This window comes from Streptomyces sp. cf386 (assembly GCF_900103585.1).
In the GTDB taxonomy this organism is placed as follows: Bacteria; Actinomycetota; Actinomycetes; order Streptomycetales; family Streptomycetaceae; genus Streptomyces.
In genome coordinates this window covers 1-16,539 of record NZ_FNHV01000018.1, presented here as the reverse complement: position 1 = coordinate 16,539, position 16,539 = coordinate 1, and the positions used below count along the sequence as shown (strand labels likewise).

16 protein-coding genes are annotated in these 16,539 nt (G+C 70.2%); all 16 read left to right on the top strand.

Going from position 1 to position 16,539, the window contains the following annotated elements:
- The first annotated feature begins 156 nt into the window (after positions 1–156).
- On the top strand, positions 157–1,950 hold the full coding sequence (locus BLU79_RS35915; protein ID WP_093910186.1) for a DUF5941 domain-containing protein: 1,794 nt from the start codon (positions 157–159) through the stop codon (positions 1,948–1,950).
- On the top strand, positions 1,947–2,699 hold the full coding sequence (locus BLU79_RS35910; protein WP_093910185.1) for a phosphocholine cytidylyltransferase family protein: 753 nt from the start codon (positions 1,947–1,949) through the stop codon (positions 2,697–2,699). Before BLU79_RS35915 ends, BLU79_RS35910 begins: the two co-directional genes overlap by 4 nt.
- A complete protein-coding gene (locus tag BLU79_RS35905; RefSeq protein WP_093910184.1) occupies positions 2,687–3,748 on the top strand; it encodes an iron-containing alcohol dehydrogenase family protein in 1,062 nt (353 codons plus the stop codon). Before BLU79_RS35910 ends, BLU79_RS35905 begins: the two co-directional genes overlap by 13 nt.
- A complete protein-coding gene (locus BLU79_RS35900) occupies positions 3,726–4,505 on the top strand; it encodes a CDP-alcohol phosphatidyltransferase family protein (protein ID WP_093910183.1) in 780 nt (259 codons plus the stop codon). Before BLU79_RS35905 ends, BLU79_RS35900 begins: the two co-directional genes overlap by 23 nt.
- A gap of 5 nt (positions 4,506–4,510) precedes the next feature.
- Positions 4,511–5,383: a glycosyltransferase family 2 protein gene (locus tag BLU79_RS35895; protein ID WP_093910182.1), complete on the top strand. Its 873-nt coding sequence runs from the start codon at positions 4,511–4,513 to the stop codon at positions 5,381–5,383.
- Between the two features lie 93 nt (positions 5,384–5,476).
- Positions 5,477–6,406: an ABC transporter permease gene (locus tag BLU79_RS35890; RefSeq protein ID WP_093910181.1), complete on the top strand. Its 930-nt coding sequence runs from the start codon at positions 5,477–5,479 to the stop codon at positions 6,404–6,406.
- Complete coding sequence (locus BLU79_RS35885; protein ID WP_177001312.1) at positions 6,399–7,187, top strand: ABC transporter ATP-binding protein; 789 nt, start codon at positions 6,399–6,401, stop codon at positions 7,185–7,187. The genes BLU79_RS35890 and BLU79_RS35885 overlap by 8 nt, the downstream gene beginning before the upstream one ends.
- A 390-nt stretch (positions 7,188–7,577) precedes the next feature.
- Positions 7,578–8,477 (top strand): squalene synthase HpnC, encoded by a 900-nt coding sequence (gene hpnC, locus BLU79_RS35880; RefSeq protein WP_093910180.1) that lies wholly within the window; start codon positions 7,578–7,580, stop codon positions 8,475–8,477.
- Complete coding sequence (hpnD, locus tag BLU79_RS35875) at positions 8,474–9,424, top strand: presqualene diphosphate synthase HpnD (protein ID WP_093910179.1); 951 nt, start codon at positions 8,474–8,476, stop codon at positions 9,422–9,424. The genes hpnC and hpnD overlap by 4 nt, the downstream gene beginning before the upstream one ends.
- A complete protein-coding gene (locus BLU79_RS49410) occupies positions 9,424–9,567 on the top strand; it encodes a DUF6380 family protein (protein WP_256333586.1) in 144 nt (47 codons plus the stop codon). Before hpnD ends, BLU79_RS49410 begins: the two co-directional genes overlap by 1 nt.
- Positions 9,564–10,991, top strand: a complete 1,428-nt coding sequence (gene hpnE / locus BLU79_RS35870; protein ID WP_093910178.1) for a hydroxysqualene dehydroxylase HpnE — start codon at positions 9,564–9,566, stop codon at positions 10,989–10,991. Before BLU79_RS49410 ends, hpnE begins: the two co-directional genes overlap by 4 nt.
- Positions 10,991–12,127: a polyprenyl synthetase family protein gene (locus BLU79_RS35865; protein ID WP_093910177.1), complete on the top strand. Its 1,137-nt coding sequence runs from the start codon at positions 10,991–10,993 to the stop codon at positions 12,125–12,127. Before hpnE ends, BLU79_RS35865 begins: the two co-directional genes overlap by 1 nt.
- Positions 12,128–12,270: 143 nt before the next feature.
- Positions 12,271–14,304, top strand: a complete 2,034-nt coding sequence (gene shc, locus BLU79_RS35860; protein ID WP_093910176.1) for a squalene--hopene cyclase — start codon at positions 12,271–12,273, stop codon at positions 14,302–14,304.
- Positions 14,304–14,945: a 5'-methylthioadenosine/S-adenosylhomocysteine nucleosidase family protein gene (locus BLU79_RS35855; RefSeq protein WP_093910175.1), complete on the top strand. Its 642-nt coding sequence runs from the start codon at positions 14,304–14,306 to the stop codon at positions 14,943–14,945. The genes shc and BLU79_RS35855 overlap by 1 nt, the downstream gene beginning before the upstream one ends.
- Before the next feature lie 5 nt (positions 14,946–14,950).
- Entirely contained in the window at positions 14,951–15,973 is a 1,023-nt protein-coding gene (hpnH, locus tag BLU79_RS35850) for an adenosyl-hopene transferase HpnH (protein WP_093910174.1), read from the top strand.
- Positions 15,974–15,977: 4 nt separating this feature from the next.
- Positions 15,978–16,539: flavodoxin-dependent (E)-4-hydroxy-3-methylbut-2-enyl-diphosphate synthase (locus BLU79_RS35845; protein ID WP_177001311.1), on the top strand; the 562-nt coding region annotated here is incomplete at its 3' end.

The following is a 16,539-nucleotide window of genomic DNA, read 5'->3' as shown; positions in this document are numbered from 1 at the left end:
ACCACGTTGATCGCTCCGCCAAACGGCCGGTGAACGGTGGCTTCCAATCATCCGATAGCCTTCGCCGACACGCCGCCCGGCCGCCACCGCCAACGGGCGCCGCCACCCATGTACACGACCGGCGCGGACACGCCGGCACCCAGGGAGTGAGTTCGGTTGTCGACCGCCATCCTCACCGGTCAGCCGGTCCCCGGATCGTCGATCGAGGGCGATCTGCGGTCCCTCGGCTACGACGTGCGGGTCGCCGCCGACCCGTCCGACGCCGAGACGCTCCTCGCCCAGGTTCCCAGCGACCAGCGCGTCGCACTCGTCGACGCCCGCTTCGTCGGCCACCTGCACGCGCTGCGCCTCGGTCTCACCGACCCCCGCTTCCCGATCGCCGCCATCCCGGGCGCCGTGACGGCACAGTCGGCCGGTCGCCAGGCCCTGACCCGTGCGATGGCCCGCGAGAACTCCGCGGGCGGCGGTACGGCGCTCGCCGTCGACAGCCTCGCCGACCGTATCGTCACCGCCCTCGCCGACGACGGCACCGACATCCACCGCGTCGAACTCGGCAGCCTGGTCGCCGCCGTCCCGGCCGACCCGCAGGCCCGCAACGAGGCACGGCAGGCCGTGGCCGCCGTCGACGACGAGGCCGTACGCCTGAAGTCGGCCGTGAAGTCCCGTGACGGCTTCTTCACGACGCACTTCATCAGCCCCTACTCCCGCTACATCGCCCGCTGGTGCGCCCGCCGGGGCCTGACCCCGAACCAGGTCACCACCGCCTCCCTGCTCACCGCACTGATCGCGGCGGGCTGCGCTGCCACCGGCACCCGCGGCGGTTTCGTCGCGGCGGGCGTCCTGCTGATCGCGTCCTTCGTCCTGGACTGCGTCGACGGCCAGATCGCCCGCTACTCCCTGCAGTACTCCACGCTCGGCGCCTGGCTCGACGCCACCTTCGACCGGGCCAAGGAGTACGCCTACTACGCGGGCCTCGCCCTGGGAGCCGCCCGTGGCGGTGACGACGTATGGGCGCTGGCGCTCGGCGCGATGATCCTGCAGACCTGTCGGCACGTCGTCGACTTCTCCTTCAACGAGGCGAACCACGACGCCACCGCCAACACCAGCCCCACGGCCGCGCTTTCCGGCAGGCTCGACAGCGTCGGCTGGACGGTGTGGATCCGCCGGATGATCGTGCTGCCGATCGGCGAGCGCTGGGCGATGATCGCCGTCCTCACGGCGGCCACGACTCCTCGGATCACCTTCTACGCGCTGCTTATCGGCTGCGCCTTCGCGGCGACGTACACCACGGCGGGCCGTGTGCTGCGGTCGCTGACCCGCAAGGCCAAGCGGACGGACAGGGCCGCGCAGGCGCTGGCGGACCTGGCGGACAGCGGGCCGCTGACCGAACTGATCGTGCGCTTCCTGCCGGGCCCGGTCCGCAGGACGGCACCCCTCAGCGCCGCCGCCGGCGCGGTCGCCGTGGTGCTGGCGGCCTGGCTCTGGGGTCCAGCCTGGCAGGTCGTCCTGGTAGCGGGGCTCTACGTCCTACTGTCCGCCGAAGCCGTCTCGCACCCCCTCAAGGGCGCCCTCGACTGGTTGATCCCCCCGTTCTTCCGCGCCGCCGAGTACTGCACCGTCCTGGTCCTGGCAGCCAAAGCCGACGTGAACGGAGCCCTTCCTGCGGCTTTCGGGCTGGTGGCCGCGGTCGCCTACCATCACTACGACACGGTGTACCGCATCCGCGGCAACGCCGGCGCGTCCCCGGCCTGGCTGGTGCGGGCCATCGGGGGGCACGAAGGGCGGACGCTGCTCGTCGCCGTCCTGGCCGCCGCGCTCACCGCATCGCAGTTCACGGTCGCGCTCACGGTCCTCGCCGTGGCCGTGGCCCTGGTGGTGCTCGTCGAGAGCATCCGCTTCTGGGTGTCCGCAGGGGCACCCGCCGTACACGATGAAGGAGAACCCGCATGATCGGCCTCGTGCTGGCGGCCGGCGCCGGACGGCGTCTGCGCCCCTACACCGACAGCCTTCCCAAGGCTCTGGTGCCGGTGGGGCCCGCGGGCATAGAGGGCGAACCCACGGTTCTCGACCTGACCCTCGGCAACTTCGCCGAGATCGGCCTGACCGAGGTCGCGATCATCGTCGGCTACCGCAAGGAAGCCGTGTACGCGCGCAAGGAAGCCCTTGAGCAGAAGTACGGCCTCAAGCTCACCCTCATCGACAACGACAAGGCCGAGGAGTGGAACAACGCCTACTCCCTGTGGTGCGGCCGTGACGCCCTCAAGGACGGCGTGATCCTCGCCAACGGCGACACCGTGCACCCGGTCTCCGTCGAGAAGACGCTGCTCGCCGCCCGCGGCGACGGCAAGAAGATCATCCTCGCCCTGGACACGGTCAAGGACCTGGCCGACGAGGAGATGAAGGTCGTCGTCGACCCCGAGAAGGGCATGACGAAGATCACCAAGCTGATGGACCCCGCCGAGGCCACCGGCGAGTACATCGGTGTCACCCTCATCGAGGGGGACGCGGCACCCGAGCTGGCGGACGCGCTCAAGACCGTGTGGGAGACCGACCCGCAGCAGTTCTACGAGCACGGCTACCAGGAGCTCGTGAACCGCGGCTTCCGTATCGACGTGGCGCCGATCGGCGACGTCAAGTGGGTGGAGATCGACAACCACGACGATCTCGCCCGTGGACGGGAGATCGCATGCCAGTACTGACCCGGCTGATCCCCTCGCCGGTCGTCGTCGACATCCGCCCGGGTGCCCTCGACGACCTGGCCTGTGTGCTCGCCGACGAGCGCATCTCGCACTCCGGCAAGCTGGCCGTCGCGGTCAGCGGCGGTTCCGGTGCCCGGCTGAAGGAGCGGCTCGCTCCGGCGCTGCCCGGCGCCAGCTGGTACGAGGTCGCCGGCGGCACCCTCGACGACGCGGTGCAGCTGGCCAGTGACATAAAGGCCGGCCACTACGACGCCGTGGTCGGGCTGGGCGGCGGCAAGATCATCGACTGCGCCAAGTTCGCTGCGGCACGCGTCGGCCTCCCCCTGGTCGCCGTACCGACGAACCTCGCGCACGACGGACTGTGCTCGCCGGTCGCCACCCTCGACAACGACGCCGGGCGTGGGTCGTACGGCGTGCCGAACCCGATCGCGGTCGTCATCGACCTGGACGTCATCCGCGACGCCCCGGTGCGGTTCGTGCGCGCGGGCATCGGCGACGCCGTCTCCAACATCTCCGCCATCGCCGACTGGGAGCTGGCCAACCGCGTCAAGGGCGAGAAGATCGACGGCCTCGCCGCGGCCATCGCCCGGCAGGCCGGCGAGGCGGTGCTGCGGCACCCGGGCGGCATCGGCGACACCGACTTCCTCCAGGTGCTGGCCGAGGCGCTGGTGCTCAGCGGTATCGCCATGTCGGTGTCGGGCGACTCCCGCCCCTCCTCCGGCGCGTGCCACGAGATCAACCACGCCTTCGACCTGCTGTTCCCCAAGCGTGCCGCCGCCCACGGCGAGCAGTGCGGACTGGGTGCGGCCTTCGCGATGTACCTGCGCGGAGCCCACGAGGAGTCGGCCTACATGGCCGAGGTGCTGCGCCGGCACGGGCTGCCGGTGCTGCCGGAGGAGATCGGCTTCACGGACGACGAGTTCGTCCGCGTCGTCGAGTTCGCTCCGCAGACCCGGCCCGGCCGTTACACGATCCTCGAACACCTCGACCTGACAACCGACCAGATCAAGGACATCTACGCCGACTATGTCAAGGCCATCGGTAGCTGAACTCCGCCCCGTCGTTCACCCCGCGGGGGTGAAGGACCGGCGCAGCGGTGAGCACTGGATGGGACGCCTCTACATGCGAGAGGTGTCCCTGCGGGTCGACCGCTACCTGGTGAACACCAGGGTCACGCCCAACCAGCTCACGTACCTGATGACCGTATGTGGTGTCCTCGCGGCCCCGGCACTCCTGGTGCCGGGGATCCCGGGGGCGGTGCTCGGCGTGGTCATGGTCCAGCTGTACCTGCTGCTGGACTGCGTCGACGGCGAGATCGCACGCTGGCGGAAGCAGTACTCGCTGGGCGGCGTCTACCTGGACCGCGTCGGTGCCTACCTCACCGACGCCGCCGTGCTCGTCGGCTTCGGCCTGCGCGCCGCCGACCTGTGGGGCAGCGGCCGTATCGACTGGCTGTGGGCGTTCCTCGGTACCCTGGCCGCGCTCGGCGCGATCCTGATCAAGGCCGAGACCGACCTCGTCGGTGTCGCCCGCCATCAGCAGGGCCTGGCGCCGGTCAAGGAGGCCGCGTCCGAGATGCGTTCCTCCGGGATGGCGCTGGCCCGTCGTGCCGCGGCCGCGCTCAAGTTCCACCGGCTGATCCTCGGCATCGAGGCGTCCCTGCTGATCCTGGTCCTGGCGATCGTCGACCAGGTCCGCGGTGACCTGTTCTTCTCCCGGCTCGGCGTCGCGGTGCTGGCCGGCATCGCGCTGCTCCAGACCGTGCTGCACCTCGTGTCCATCCTCGCTTCGAGCAGGCTGAAGTGAGCGGCATGAAGGTCGGCGCGGTCATCATCACCATGGGCAACCGCCCCGACGAGCTGCGCGCCCTCCTCGACTCGGTCGCCAAGCAGGACGGCGACCCGGTCGAGGTCGTCGTGGTCGGCAACGGCTCCCCGGTCCCGGACGTCCCCGAAGGCGTCCGCACCATCGAGCTGCCCGAGAACCTCGGCATCCCCGGTGGCCGCAACGTCGGCATCGAGGCCTTCGGCCCCAGTGGCCGCGAGGTCGACATAATGCTCTTCCTCGACGACGACGGCCTCCTCGCCCACCAGGACACCGCCGAGCTGTGCCGCGAGGCCTTCGCGGCCGACCAGAAGCTCGGCATCGTCAGCTTCCGCATCGCCGACCCGGACACCGGCGTCACCCAGCGCCGGCACGTCCCGCGGCTGCGGGCCTCCGACCCGATGCGCTCCTCCCGGGTCACCACCTTCCTCGGCGGCGCCAACGCCGTCCGTACCCAGGTCTTCGCCGAAGTCGGCGCTCTGCCGGACGAGTTCTTCTACGCCCATGAGGAAACCGACCTGGCATGGCGGGCCCTCGACGCGGGCTGGATGATCGACTACCGGTCCGACATGGTGCTGTTCCACCCGACGACCGCGCCCTCGCGGCACGCGGTCTACCACCGCATGGTCGCCCGCAACCGCGTCTGGCTGGCCCGCCGCAACCTCCCCGCCCCCCTCGTCCCGGTCTATCTGGGCGTCTGGCTGCTGCTCACCCTCCTCCGCCGCCCCTCCCGCCCCGCGCTGCGGGCATGGTTCGGCGGATTCAGGGAAGGCTGGACCACTCCGTGCGGTCCCCGCACTCCCATGAAGTGGCGTACGGTGTGGCGGCTGACTCGACTGGGCCGACCTCCCGTCATCTGACAAGCTCGACCCTGAGAGCGACCGGGCCCACCGGCCCCTGGTTCATGCCATGCCCGCACAGGCTGCGCATCTCGAAGACGAAAGTTTCAACTGGTGAGTGAGACAACGCACGACGGCGGTGTTGCGGTGAGCGCACCTCCGTCGCCCGACGAGGGACTCACGGCGGCCCAGCTCGCCGCCAAGTACGGGCTGTCCGTGAGCGGCGCCCGCCCCTCGCTGTTCGAGTACATCCGCCAGCTCCGGGCCCGGCGGCACTTCATCCTCGCGTTCTCGCGGGCGAAGCTGACCGCCCAGTACAGCCAGGCGAAGCTCGGCCAGCTCTGGCAGGTGGCCACCCCGCTGCTCAACGCGGCCGTGTACTTCTTCATCTTCGGCCTGATCCTCCAGGCCGACCGCGGCATGGCCCGCGAGGTGTACATCCCGTTCCTGGTCACGGGCGTCTTCGTCTTCACCTTCACCCAGAGCTCGGTGATGGCGGGCGTACGCGCGGTCTCCGGCAACCTCGGCCTGGTGCGGGCCCTGCACTTCCCGCGCGCCTCGCTGCCCATCTCCTTCGCGCTCCAGCAGCTCCAGCAGCTGCTGTTCTCGATGATCGTGCTGTTCGCCGTCGCGATCGGCTTCGGCAGCTTCCCGAAGCTGAGCTGGCTGCTGATCCTCCCGGTACTGGCGCTCCAGTTCCTGTTCAACACCGGCCTGGCGCTGATCATGGCCCGCGCCGGCGCCGCGACCCCGGACCTGGCGCAGCTGATGCCGTTCGTGATGCGTACGTGGATGTACGCGTCCGGCGTGATGTTCTCCATCCCGATCATGCTGGAGGGCAAGCCGGAGTGGATCTCCACCGTCCTGCAGTGGAACCCGGCCGCGATCTACATGGATCTGATGCGCTTCGCCCTCATCGACGGCTACGGCTCCTCGAACCTGCCCGACCACGTCTGGGCGGCCGCGCTCGGCTGGGCCGTGCTGTTCGCCGTGGGCGGCTTCGTGTACTTCTGGAAGGCGGAGGAGAGGTACGGCCGTGGCTGACCAGAACAACGACGCGCACATCCCCACCGTCATCGCGGACGAACTGCACATCGTCTACCGCGTCAACGGCGCCAAGGCCGGCAAGGGCAGCGCCACCGCCGCCCTCAGCCGCATCCTGAAGCGCGGCTCCGACGATGCGGCGCGGGGCGTACGCAAGGTGCACGCCGTCCGCGGCGTCTCCTTCGTCGCCTACCGCGGCGAGGCCATCGGCCTGATCGGCTCCAACGGCTCCGGCAAGTCCACCTTGCTGCGCGCCATCGCCGGCCTGCTCCCGGCGGAGAAGGGCAGGGTCTACACCGACGGCCAGCCCTCGCTGCTCGGCGTGAACGCGGCGCTGATGAACGACCTGACCGGCGAGCGCAACGTCATATTGGGCGGGCTCGCCATGGGCATGTCCCGCGAGGAGATCAAGGAGCGGTACCAGCAGATCGTCGACTTCTCCGGCATCAACGAGAAGGGCGACTTCATCACGCTGCCGATGCGCACCTACTCGTCCGGTATGGCGGCCAGGCTGCGCTTCTCCATCGCCGCGGCCAAGGACCACGACGTCCTGATGATCGACGAGGCGCTGGCCACCGGCGACCGCAAGTTCCAGAAGCGCTCCGAGGAACGCATCCGCGAGCTGCGCAAGGAAGCCGGCACCGTGTTTCTCGTCAGTCACAACAACAAGTCGATCCGCGACACCTGCAACCGCGTCCTGTGGCTGGAACGCGGCGAGCTGCGGATGGACGGACCGACGGACGAGGTCCTCAAGGAGTACGAGAAGTTCACGGGCAAGTAGTCCACCCGGACATGGGCCGTACGGCCCAGCTCGCTTGACCGGGCCCCGCCGGAACTGCCCCGGCGGGGCCCCGCGTCTGCAAAGGAAACGTCAACTCCGGCTGGCCTTAGGAATCTTGGCGCCAATCGGTGCGTTGTTGTGATGTGCAGGACACCCCCACAGGCCCGGCCCCGTTGTACAACGTAAGCTGTACCGGTACCGAAACGCGGCAAGTGGGGCGATAAGGAACGACACCCTCCCGCAGGGCCACGGTGCGGACAGCCGGGCGGCGTGTCCGAAATAGTATGCATTGGGTCAGCGGTGTAGAACGGGAGATGTGACGGCAATGGCTACGGAAACTCCCCAGGTCAACGCAGCTGTCTGTGCCGTCCCCGCCCCAGGCAGTCAACGGTGACGGGACCAGGCGGGCGCGCGGGTGATCCGGAGCGCGGCACGCTCGACAAGGCCGCCACGGAGAACTTCCCCGTGGCGCCGTTCTTCCTGCCCAGGGCCTGGCGCGCCGACCTCATGGCCGTCTACGGCTTCGCCCGCCTCGTCGACGACATCGGTGACGGCGATCTCGCCCCCGGCGGCGCCGACGCCCGGCTGCTCGGTGTGTCGGCCGCGGACGCCGAGGACCGCCTGGTCCTCCTCGACGCCTTCGAGGCCGATCTGCGCCGCGTCTTCGACGGCACCCCGCGTCACCCGCTGCTCTGTCGCCTCCAGTCGACCGTCCGCCGTCGCTCGCTGATCCCCGAGCCCTTCCTCGGTCTGATCGCCGCCAACCGCCAGGACCAGCTCGTGGGGCGCTACGAGACCTACGACGACCTCCTTGCCTACTGCGAACTGTCCGCCAATCCCGTCGGCCGTCTCGTCCTCGCCGTCACGGGCACGGAGACGCCCGAGCGGATCCGCCGCTCCGACGCCGTGTGCACGGCGCTCCAGATCGTCGAGCACCTTCAGGACGTCGCCGAGGACCTCGGCCGTGACCGGATCTATCTGCCCGCCGCGGACATGAAGCACTTTCACGTCCAGGAAACCGACCTGGCGGTGAGAACCGCGGGCGCATCGGTGCGCGCGCTGGTTGCATACGAAGCCGAACGTGCCCAGAACCTCCTGAATGAAGGCACCCCTCTGGTGGGTAGCGTCCACGGCAGGCTCAAGCTGCTGCTCGCGGGTTTCGTGGCGGGGGGAAGGGCGGCAATCCACGCGATCGCCGCCGCCGAATACGACGTACTTCCCGGCCCGCCCAAGGCCAGCAAGCTCCAGTTGCTGCGTGAGGTGGGCGTGACTCTGCGAGGAGAGGGGTGATTCGGACCGTGGAGTCTGCACCACACGTGTCCGCACCGGTACTCGCCGCCTACAGCTACTGCGAGGCCGTCACCGGACAGCAGGCCCGAAACTTCGCCTACGGCATCCGACTGCTGCCCACGTCCAAGCGTCGCGCGATGTCGGCGCTGTACGCGTTCTCGCGCCGCGTCGACGACATCGGCGACGGCGCGCTGACCGGCGAGGTCAAGGCCGCCAGGCTCGAGGACACCCGGGAGCTGCTGACCCGGGTCCGCGACCGGGCGGTCGACGAGGACGACATCGACCCCGTGGCCGTGGCTCTCGCCCACGCCGCCGACACCTTCCCGATCCCGCTCGGCGGACTGGACGAGCTCATCGACGGTGTCCTGATGGACGTGCGCGGCGAGACCTACGAGACCTGGGACGACCTGAAGGTCTACTGCCGTTGTGTCGCGGGTGCCATCGGGCGCCTCTCGCTCGGTGTGTTCGGCACGGAACCGGGGGCGCGCGGCGCCGAGCGCGCGCCCGAGTATGCCGACACGCTCGGGCTCGCGCTGCAACTCACCAACATCCTGCGGGACGTCCGTGAGGACGCCGAGGGCGGGCGCACCTATCTGCCCTCCGACGACCTCGCCAAATTCGGCTGCTCGGCCGGCTTCAGCGGGCCGACACCACCGGAGGGCTCCGACTTCGCGGGCCTCGTGCACTTCGAAGTGCGTAGGGCCCGCGCCCTTTTCGCCGAGGGCTACCGGCTGCTCCCCATGCTCGACCGGCGCAGCGGCGCCTGTGTCGCCGCCATGGCCGGCATCTACCGCCGCCTCCTGGACCGCATCGAGCGCCACCCGGAGGCCGTGCTGCGCGGCCGGGTCTCCCTGCCCGGACGTGAGAAGGCGTACGTCGCCGTGCGTGGCCTGAGCGGTCTGGACACCCGGTATGTGAGCCGTCGTACCGTCAGGAGGCGCGCCTGATGGACATTCCGGTCCAAGGTGATGCCGCCGGAGAAAAGTGGTGGGCAACCCTCCGCTGCCGTGTCGCGTCCCTGACTGAGACGACCGGCCGTGCACCGTTCAAGCACCAGCACGGTGGTCGCGCAGGGGAGGGTGCACGATGACCGACGGCATGCGGCCCGAAGGGGCGCTCGCGGACATCTCCGGACGCTCCGGGAGGGACGCCGTCGTGATCGGCGGCGGGCTCGCCGGCATCACCGCCGCGCTCGCGCTCGCCGACGCCGGAGTGCGCGTCACCCTGATCGAGGGCAGGCCGAGGCTCGGTGGCCTGGCCTTCTCCTTCCAGCGCGGCGACCTCACCATCGACAACGGACAGCACGTGTACCTGCGCTGCTGCACCGCCTACCGCTGGTTCCTCGACCGCATCGAGGGGACGGCGCTGGCGCCGCTGCAGGATCGTCTCGACGTGCCCGTACTCGACGTCGCGCGGCCCGAGGGGCGGCGGCTCGGCAGGCTGCGGCGCGACGCCCTGCCCGTACCCCTGCACCTGGGCCGGAGCCTGGCGACGTATCCGCACCTTTCCCTCGCCGAACGCGCGGGCGTAGGGCGGGCCGCGCTCGCGCTCAAGGGGCTCGACCTCGCCGATCCGACCCTGGACACGCAGGACTTCGGCAGTTGGCTGGCCGCGCACGGTCAGTCGGCGCGTGCCGTCGAGGCCCTGTGGGACCTGGTCGGGGTCGCCACTCTCAACGCGGTCGCGGGCGACGCCTCGCTGGGGCTCGCCGCGATGGTGTTCAAGACCGGTCTGCTGTCCGACCCGGGCGCGGCCGACATCGGCTGGGCGCACGTCCCGCTGGGCGATCTGCATGACCGGCTGGCCCGCAAGGCGCTCGACTCGGCGGGCGTTCGTATCGAGGTCCGTACACGCGTCACCTCCATCTCTAATGACGAGAACGGACGCCTACGCGTTCAGGTTCCCGGCGAGACGCTCCCGGCGGACACGGTCGTGCTCGCCGTCGCCCAGCGCGAGGCGTACGACCTGCTGCCCGACGGCGCCCTGGACGCCCCGGAGCAGCTCCTCGAGATCGGTACCGCGCCGATCCTCAACGTCCATGTCGTCTACGACCGCAAGGTGCTCAGCAGGCCGTTCTTCGCGGCCCTCGGCACCCCCGTGCAGTGGGTCTTCGACCGGACCGACGCCTCCGGGCTGCGGGACGGCCAGTACCTCGCCCTGTCCCAGTCGGCCGCGCGGGACGAGATCGACGAACCCGTCGCCGAGCTGCGCGAACGGTATCTGCCCGAGCTGGAGCGGCTGTTGCCCAGGGCGCGCGGCGCGGAAGTGAAGGACTTCTTCGTGACCAGGGAGCGCACAGCGACGTTCGCTCCCACCCCCGGCGTCGGACGGCTGCGGCCCGGCGCCCGTACCAAAGTCCCCGGCCTCTACTTGGCCGGTGCGTGGACCGCCACAGGGTGGCCCGCGACCATGGAGAGTGCGGTCCGCAGTGGCGTGAGTGCGGCCGACGCCGCGCTGAGTGCCCTGGGCCGGCCCCGCCCCAGCCATCTCTTCGACGTCGAGGAGGCGGCGTGATGCTCAACCGGCACACGGCGGCAGGCCCCCGCACCCCCGGTACCGCAACAAGAGGAGAGACTGTGCCCACTGTGCCCCCGGCCTCGAAGGCCGTTTCAGAGACCGCGGTGGACGTGACCGCGCTCCTGGAGCGCGGTCGGACCCTGGCCACACCGGTACTGCGGGCGGCGATCGACCGCCTGGCCGCTCCCATGGACACCGTTTCCGCCTACCACTTCGGCTGGATCGACGCCGACGGCAACCCCACGGCCGGCGACGGCGGCAAGGCCGTGCGCCCCGCCCTCGCGGTGCTCTCCGCCGAGGTCACCGGCGCCGCGCCCGAGGTCGGCATCCCCGGCGCGGTCGCCGTCGAGCTGGTCCACAACTTCTCGCTCCTGCACGACGACCTGATGGACGGCGACGAACAGCGCCGCCACCGTGACACCGTCTGGAAGGTGCACGGCCCCGCCCAGGCCATCCTCGTCGGTGACGCCCTGTTCGCCCTGGCCAACGAGGTCCTGCTGGAGCTCGGCACCGTCGAGGCCGGCCGCGCCACCCGCCGCCTGACCACCGCCACCCGTGCCCTGATCGACGGTCAGGCGCAGGACATCTCCTACGAGCACCGCGATCGCGTCAGCGTCGAGGAGTGCCTGGAGATGGAGGGCAACAAGACCGGCGCCCTGCTCGCCTGCGCCAGCTCCATCGGCGCGGTGCTCGGCGGCGCCGACGACCGCACCGCCGACACCCTGGAGAAGTACGGCTACCACCTGGGCCTCGCCTTCCAGGCCGTCGACGACCTCCTCGGCATCTGGGGCGACCCGGTCTCCACCGGCAAGCAGACCTGGAGCGACCTGCGCCAGCGTAAGAAGTCCCTGCCGGTCGTGGCCGCGCTCGCCGCGGGCGGCCCCGCCTCCGAGCGGCTCGGCGAGATCCTCGCCGCCGACGCCAAGAGCAGCGACTTCGAGAACTTCTCCGAGGAGGAGTTCGCCGCCCGCGCCGCCCTCATCGAGGAGGCCGGCGGCCGCGAGTGGACCGCCGACGAGGCACGCCGTCAGCACACCATCGCCGTCGGGGCCCTCGACGCCGTCGACATGCCCGAGCAGGTGCGGGCGCGGTTCACGGCACTCGCCGACTTCGTCGTCGTACGAAAGAGATGATCACCACCGGGCGAAAAGAGATGATCAGTATCGGTCGAATAGCCCTCGCGTAGTCGCCGGCCGGTGTCGCTGGAACAAGCGCACCGGCCGACGGCGGACCCGCAGCAGACGCACTACCAGGAGCACTGCACGAAGGGGAAGCCATGACAGCGACGACCGACGGAAGCACCGGGGCACTGCCACCCCGGGCAGCCGCGGCCAGCGACACCGACACCGAGAACCCCGTGGCGGCCGGGGTGCACGAAGCCGCCGTACACGCGGTCCAGCGCGCCACCGACTTCCTGCTGGCGAAGCAGGACGCCCAGGGCTGGTGGAAGGGCGACCTCGAGACGAACGTCACGATGGACGCCGAGGATCTGCTGCTCCGTCAGTTCCTGGGCATCCGCGACGAGAAGACCACGCAGGCCGCCGCGCTCTTCATCCGCGGCGAGCAGCGCGAGGACGGCACCTGGGGCACCTTCTACGGCGCGCCCGGCGAACTCTCCACGACCATCGAGGCGTACGTCGCCCTCCGCCTGGCCGGCGACCCGCCGGACGCCCCGCACATGGCCCGGGCCTCCGCCTGGATCCGTGAGCAGGGCGGCATCGCCGCCTCCCGGGTCTTCACCCGGATCTGGCTGGCCCTGTTCGGCTGGTGGAAGTGGGAGGACCTGCCCGAACTCCCGCCGGAGCTCATCTACTTCCCCAAGTGGTTCCCGCTCAACATCTACGACTTCGGCTGCTGGGCCCGGCAGACCATCGTCCCGCTGACGATCGTCTCCGCGAAGCGCCCGGTACGCCCCGCGCCCTTCCCGCTCGACGAACTCCACACGGACCCGGCGAACCCCGACCCGGCCAAGCCCCTCGCTCCGGCGGCCAGTTGGGACGGAGCCTTCCAGCGGCTCGACAAGGCGCTGCACCAGCTGCGCAAGGTCGCCCCGCGCAGGCTGCGCAGAGCCGCCATGAACAGCGCCGCCCGCTGGATCATCGAGCGGCAGGAGAACGACGGCTGCTGGGGCGGCATCCAGCCGCCGGCGGTGTACTCGATCATCGCCCTGCGCCTGCTCGGCTACGACCTCGAACACCCCGTGATGCGTGAGGGGTTGGCGTCGCTGGACCGCTTCGCCGTCTGGCGCGCGGACGGGGCGCGGATGATCGAGGCCTGCCAGTCGCCGGTCTGGGACACCTGCCTGGCGACCATCGCGCTCGTCGACGCGGGCGTGCCGGCCGACCATCCGCAGCTCGTCAAGGCCGCGGACTGGATGCTGGGCGAGGAGATCGTCCGCCCCGGGGACTGGGCCGTGAAGCGTCCCCAACTGCCCCCCGGCGGCTGGGCGTTCGAGTTCCACAACGACAACTACCCGGACATCGACGACACCGCCGAGGTGGTCCTCGCGCTGCGCCGGGTCAGGCACCACGACCCGGAGCGGGCGGAGCGGGCGATCGGCCGCGGGGTGCGCTGGAACCTTGGGATGCAGTCGAGAAACGGGGCGTGGGGCGCGTTCGACGTCGACAACACCAGCCCGTTCCCCAACCGGCTGCCGTTCTGCGACTTCGGTGAGGTGATCGACCCGCCGTCGGCGGACGTCACCGCGCACGTCGTAGAGATGCTCGCCGTCGAGGGCCTCGCCCACGACCCGCGCACCCGGCGCGGCATCCAGTGGCTGCTCGCCGAGCAGGAGCCGGATGGCTCATGGTTCGGGCGCTGGGGAGTGAACTACGTCTACGGCACCGGATCGGTCGTACCGGCCCTGGTGGCCGCCGGCTTCCCGGGCTCGCACCCGGCGATCCGCCGCGCCGTGACCTGGCTGGAGTCCGTCCAGAACGACGACGGCGGCTGGGGCGAGGACCTGCGCTCCTACAAGTACGTCAAGGAGTGGAGCGGCAAGGGCGCCTCGACCGCCTCGCAGACCGCGTGGGCGCTGATGGCCCTGCTGGCGGCGGGGGAGCAGGACGCCAAGGCCGTCGAGCGCGGCATCGAGTGGCTCGCGGCCACCCAGCTGGAGGACGGCTCCTGGGACGAGCCGTACTTCACCGGCACCGGGTTCCCCTGGGACTTCTCGATCAACTACCACCTCTACCGGCAGGTCTTCCCGCTCACCGCGCTCGGCCGGTACGTCCACGGAGAGCCCTTCGCCGACCGGCCCGGGAAGCCCACCGCGGCCGGGAAACCGCTCGCCGAGGCCAAGGGGAGCTGATGAGCCCGCAGTCCGCCCCGGCCCCGCTGCTGATCGCCTGCGCGCTCGGCATCGAGCAGTTCGCCCTGCGCACGGGCGAGCGCGGCGGGGCGGGCGGGCCGGTCACCGTGCTCCGTACGGGCATGGGGCCCCGGGCGGCCGAACGCTCCGTCACCCGAATGCTGGCCGATCCGGCCCTCAGCGGGGCCGCCGTGCTCGCCACGGGCTTCTGTGCGGGGCTCGCTCCCGGGATGCACCCCGGCGATCTGGTCGTCGCCGAGGAAACCCGGGATCCGGCGGGAACCATTCCGTGCGTGGGGACCGACCTACTCGTCAAAGAGCTGGTGCGCGCCGTCCCCGGCCGCACCGTCCACACCGGACCACTCACCGGCTCCGATCACGTCATCCGCGGTCAGGAACGGTCCGACCTGCTCTCGACCGGCGCAATCGCGGTCGACATGGAGTCGGCGGCCACGCTCCTGAGCGCCGTACGCACGGGCGAGCGCCCGGTTGCGGCCGTCCGGGTGGTCGTGGACGCTCCAGAACATGAACTCGTCCGGATCGGCACGTTGCGCGGTGGAATATCTGCTTTCCGCGTCCTTCGTTCCGTCCTGCCCGCTTTCTTCGAATGGCACCGTTCTTTGCTGCTCCCCAGGAGGTGAGCCAGATGGCCATGCCGCTGCGTCAGTCCATCAAGGTCGCTACTTACTTGGCCGAACAGAAGCTCCGCAGGCGGGACAAGTTTCCGCTCATCGTAGAGCTGGAACCGCTCTTCGCCTGCAACCTCAAGTGTGAGGGCTGCGGCAAGATCCAGCACCCGGCCGGAGTGCTGAAGCAGCGCATGCCCGTCGCGCAGGCCGTGGGGGCGGTGCTCGAATCCGGTGCGCCGATGGTGTCCATCGCCGGCGGCGAGCCCCTGATGCACCCTCAGATCGACGAGATCGTGCGGCAGTTGGTGGCCAAGCGGAAATACGTCTTCCTGTGCACCAACGCCATGCTGCTGCGCAAGAAGATGGACAAGTTCACGCCCTCGCCGTACTTCGCGTTCGCCGTGCACATCGACGGCCTGCGCGAGCGCCACGACGAGTCCGTGGCGAAGGAGGGCGTGTTCGACGAGGCGGTGGAGGCCATCAAGGAGGCCAAGAGCCGCGGCTTCCGGGTCACCACCAACTCCACCTTCTTCAACACCGACACCCCGCAGACGATCATCGAGGTCCTCAACTACCTCAACGACGACCTCAAGGTCGACGAGATGATGATCTCGCCCGCCTACGCCTACGAGAAGGCCCCGGACCAGGAGCACTTCCTCGGCGTCGAGCAGACCCGCGAACTGTTCAAGAAGGCCTTCGCGGGTGGCAACCGGCGCAAGTGGCGGCTCAACCACTCCCCGCTCTTCCTGGACTTCCTGGAGGGCAAGGTCGACTTCCCGTGCACCGCGTGGGCGATCCCGAACTACTCGCTGTTCGGCTGGCAGCGCCCCTGCTACCTGATGAGCGACGGGTACGTCCCCACCTACCGGGAGCTGATCGAGGAGACCGACTGGGACAAGTACGGCCGCGGCAAGGACCCGCGCTGCGCCAACTGCATGGCGCACTGCGGCTACGAGCCGACCGCCGTCCTCGCCACCATGGGCTCGCTCAAGGAGTCGCTGCGCGCCATGCGCGAGACGGTCTCCGGGAACCGGGAGTGACAGCATGACCGCCATCTCCTTGGGCGTCCCCGAGGTACCGGTCCGGCCGATCGCCGAGCGGCGTGTGTCGCGGCAGATCCAGGTCGGTCCGGTGGCGGTCGGGGGCGGGGCCCCGGTGTCGGTCCAGTCGATGACGACGACGCGTACGTCGGACATCGGTGCCACTCTCCAGCAGATCGCCGAGCTCACGGCGTCCGGCTGCCAGATCGTGCGGGTGGCCTGTCCGACGCAGGACGACGCGGACGCGCTCTCGACGATCGCCCGCAAGTCGCAGATCCCGGTGATCGCGGACATCCACTTCCAGCCGAAGTACGTCTTCGCGGCGATCGAGGCGGGCTGTGCGGCGGTCCGTGTGAACCCCGGCAACATCAAGCAGTTCGACGACAAGGTCAAGGAGATCGCGCGGGCGGCCAAGGACCACGGCACGCCGATCCGGATCGGCGTCAACGCGGGTTCGCTGGACCGGCGTCTGCTGCAGAAGTACGGCAAGGCGACGCCCGAGGCCCTGGTCGAGTCGGCCCTGTGGGAGGCGTCGCTCTTCGAGGAGCACGACTTCCGGGACATCA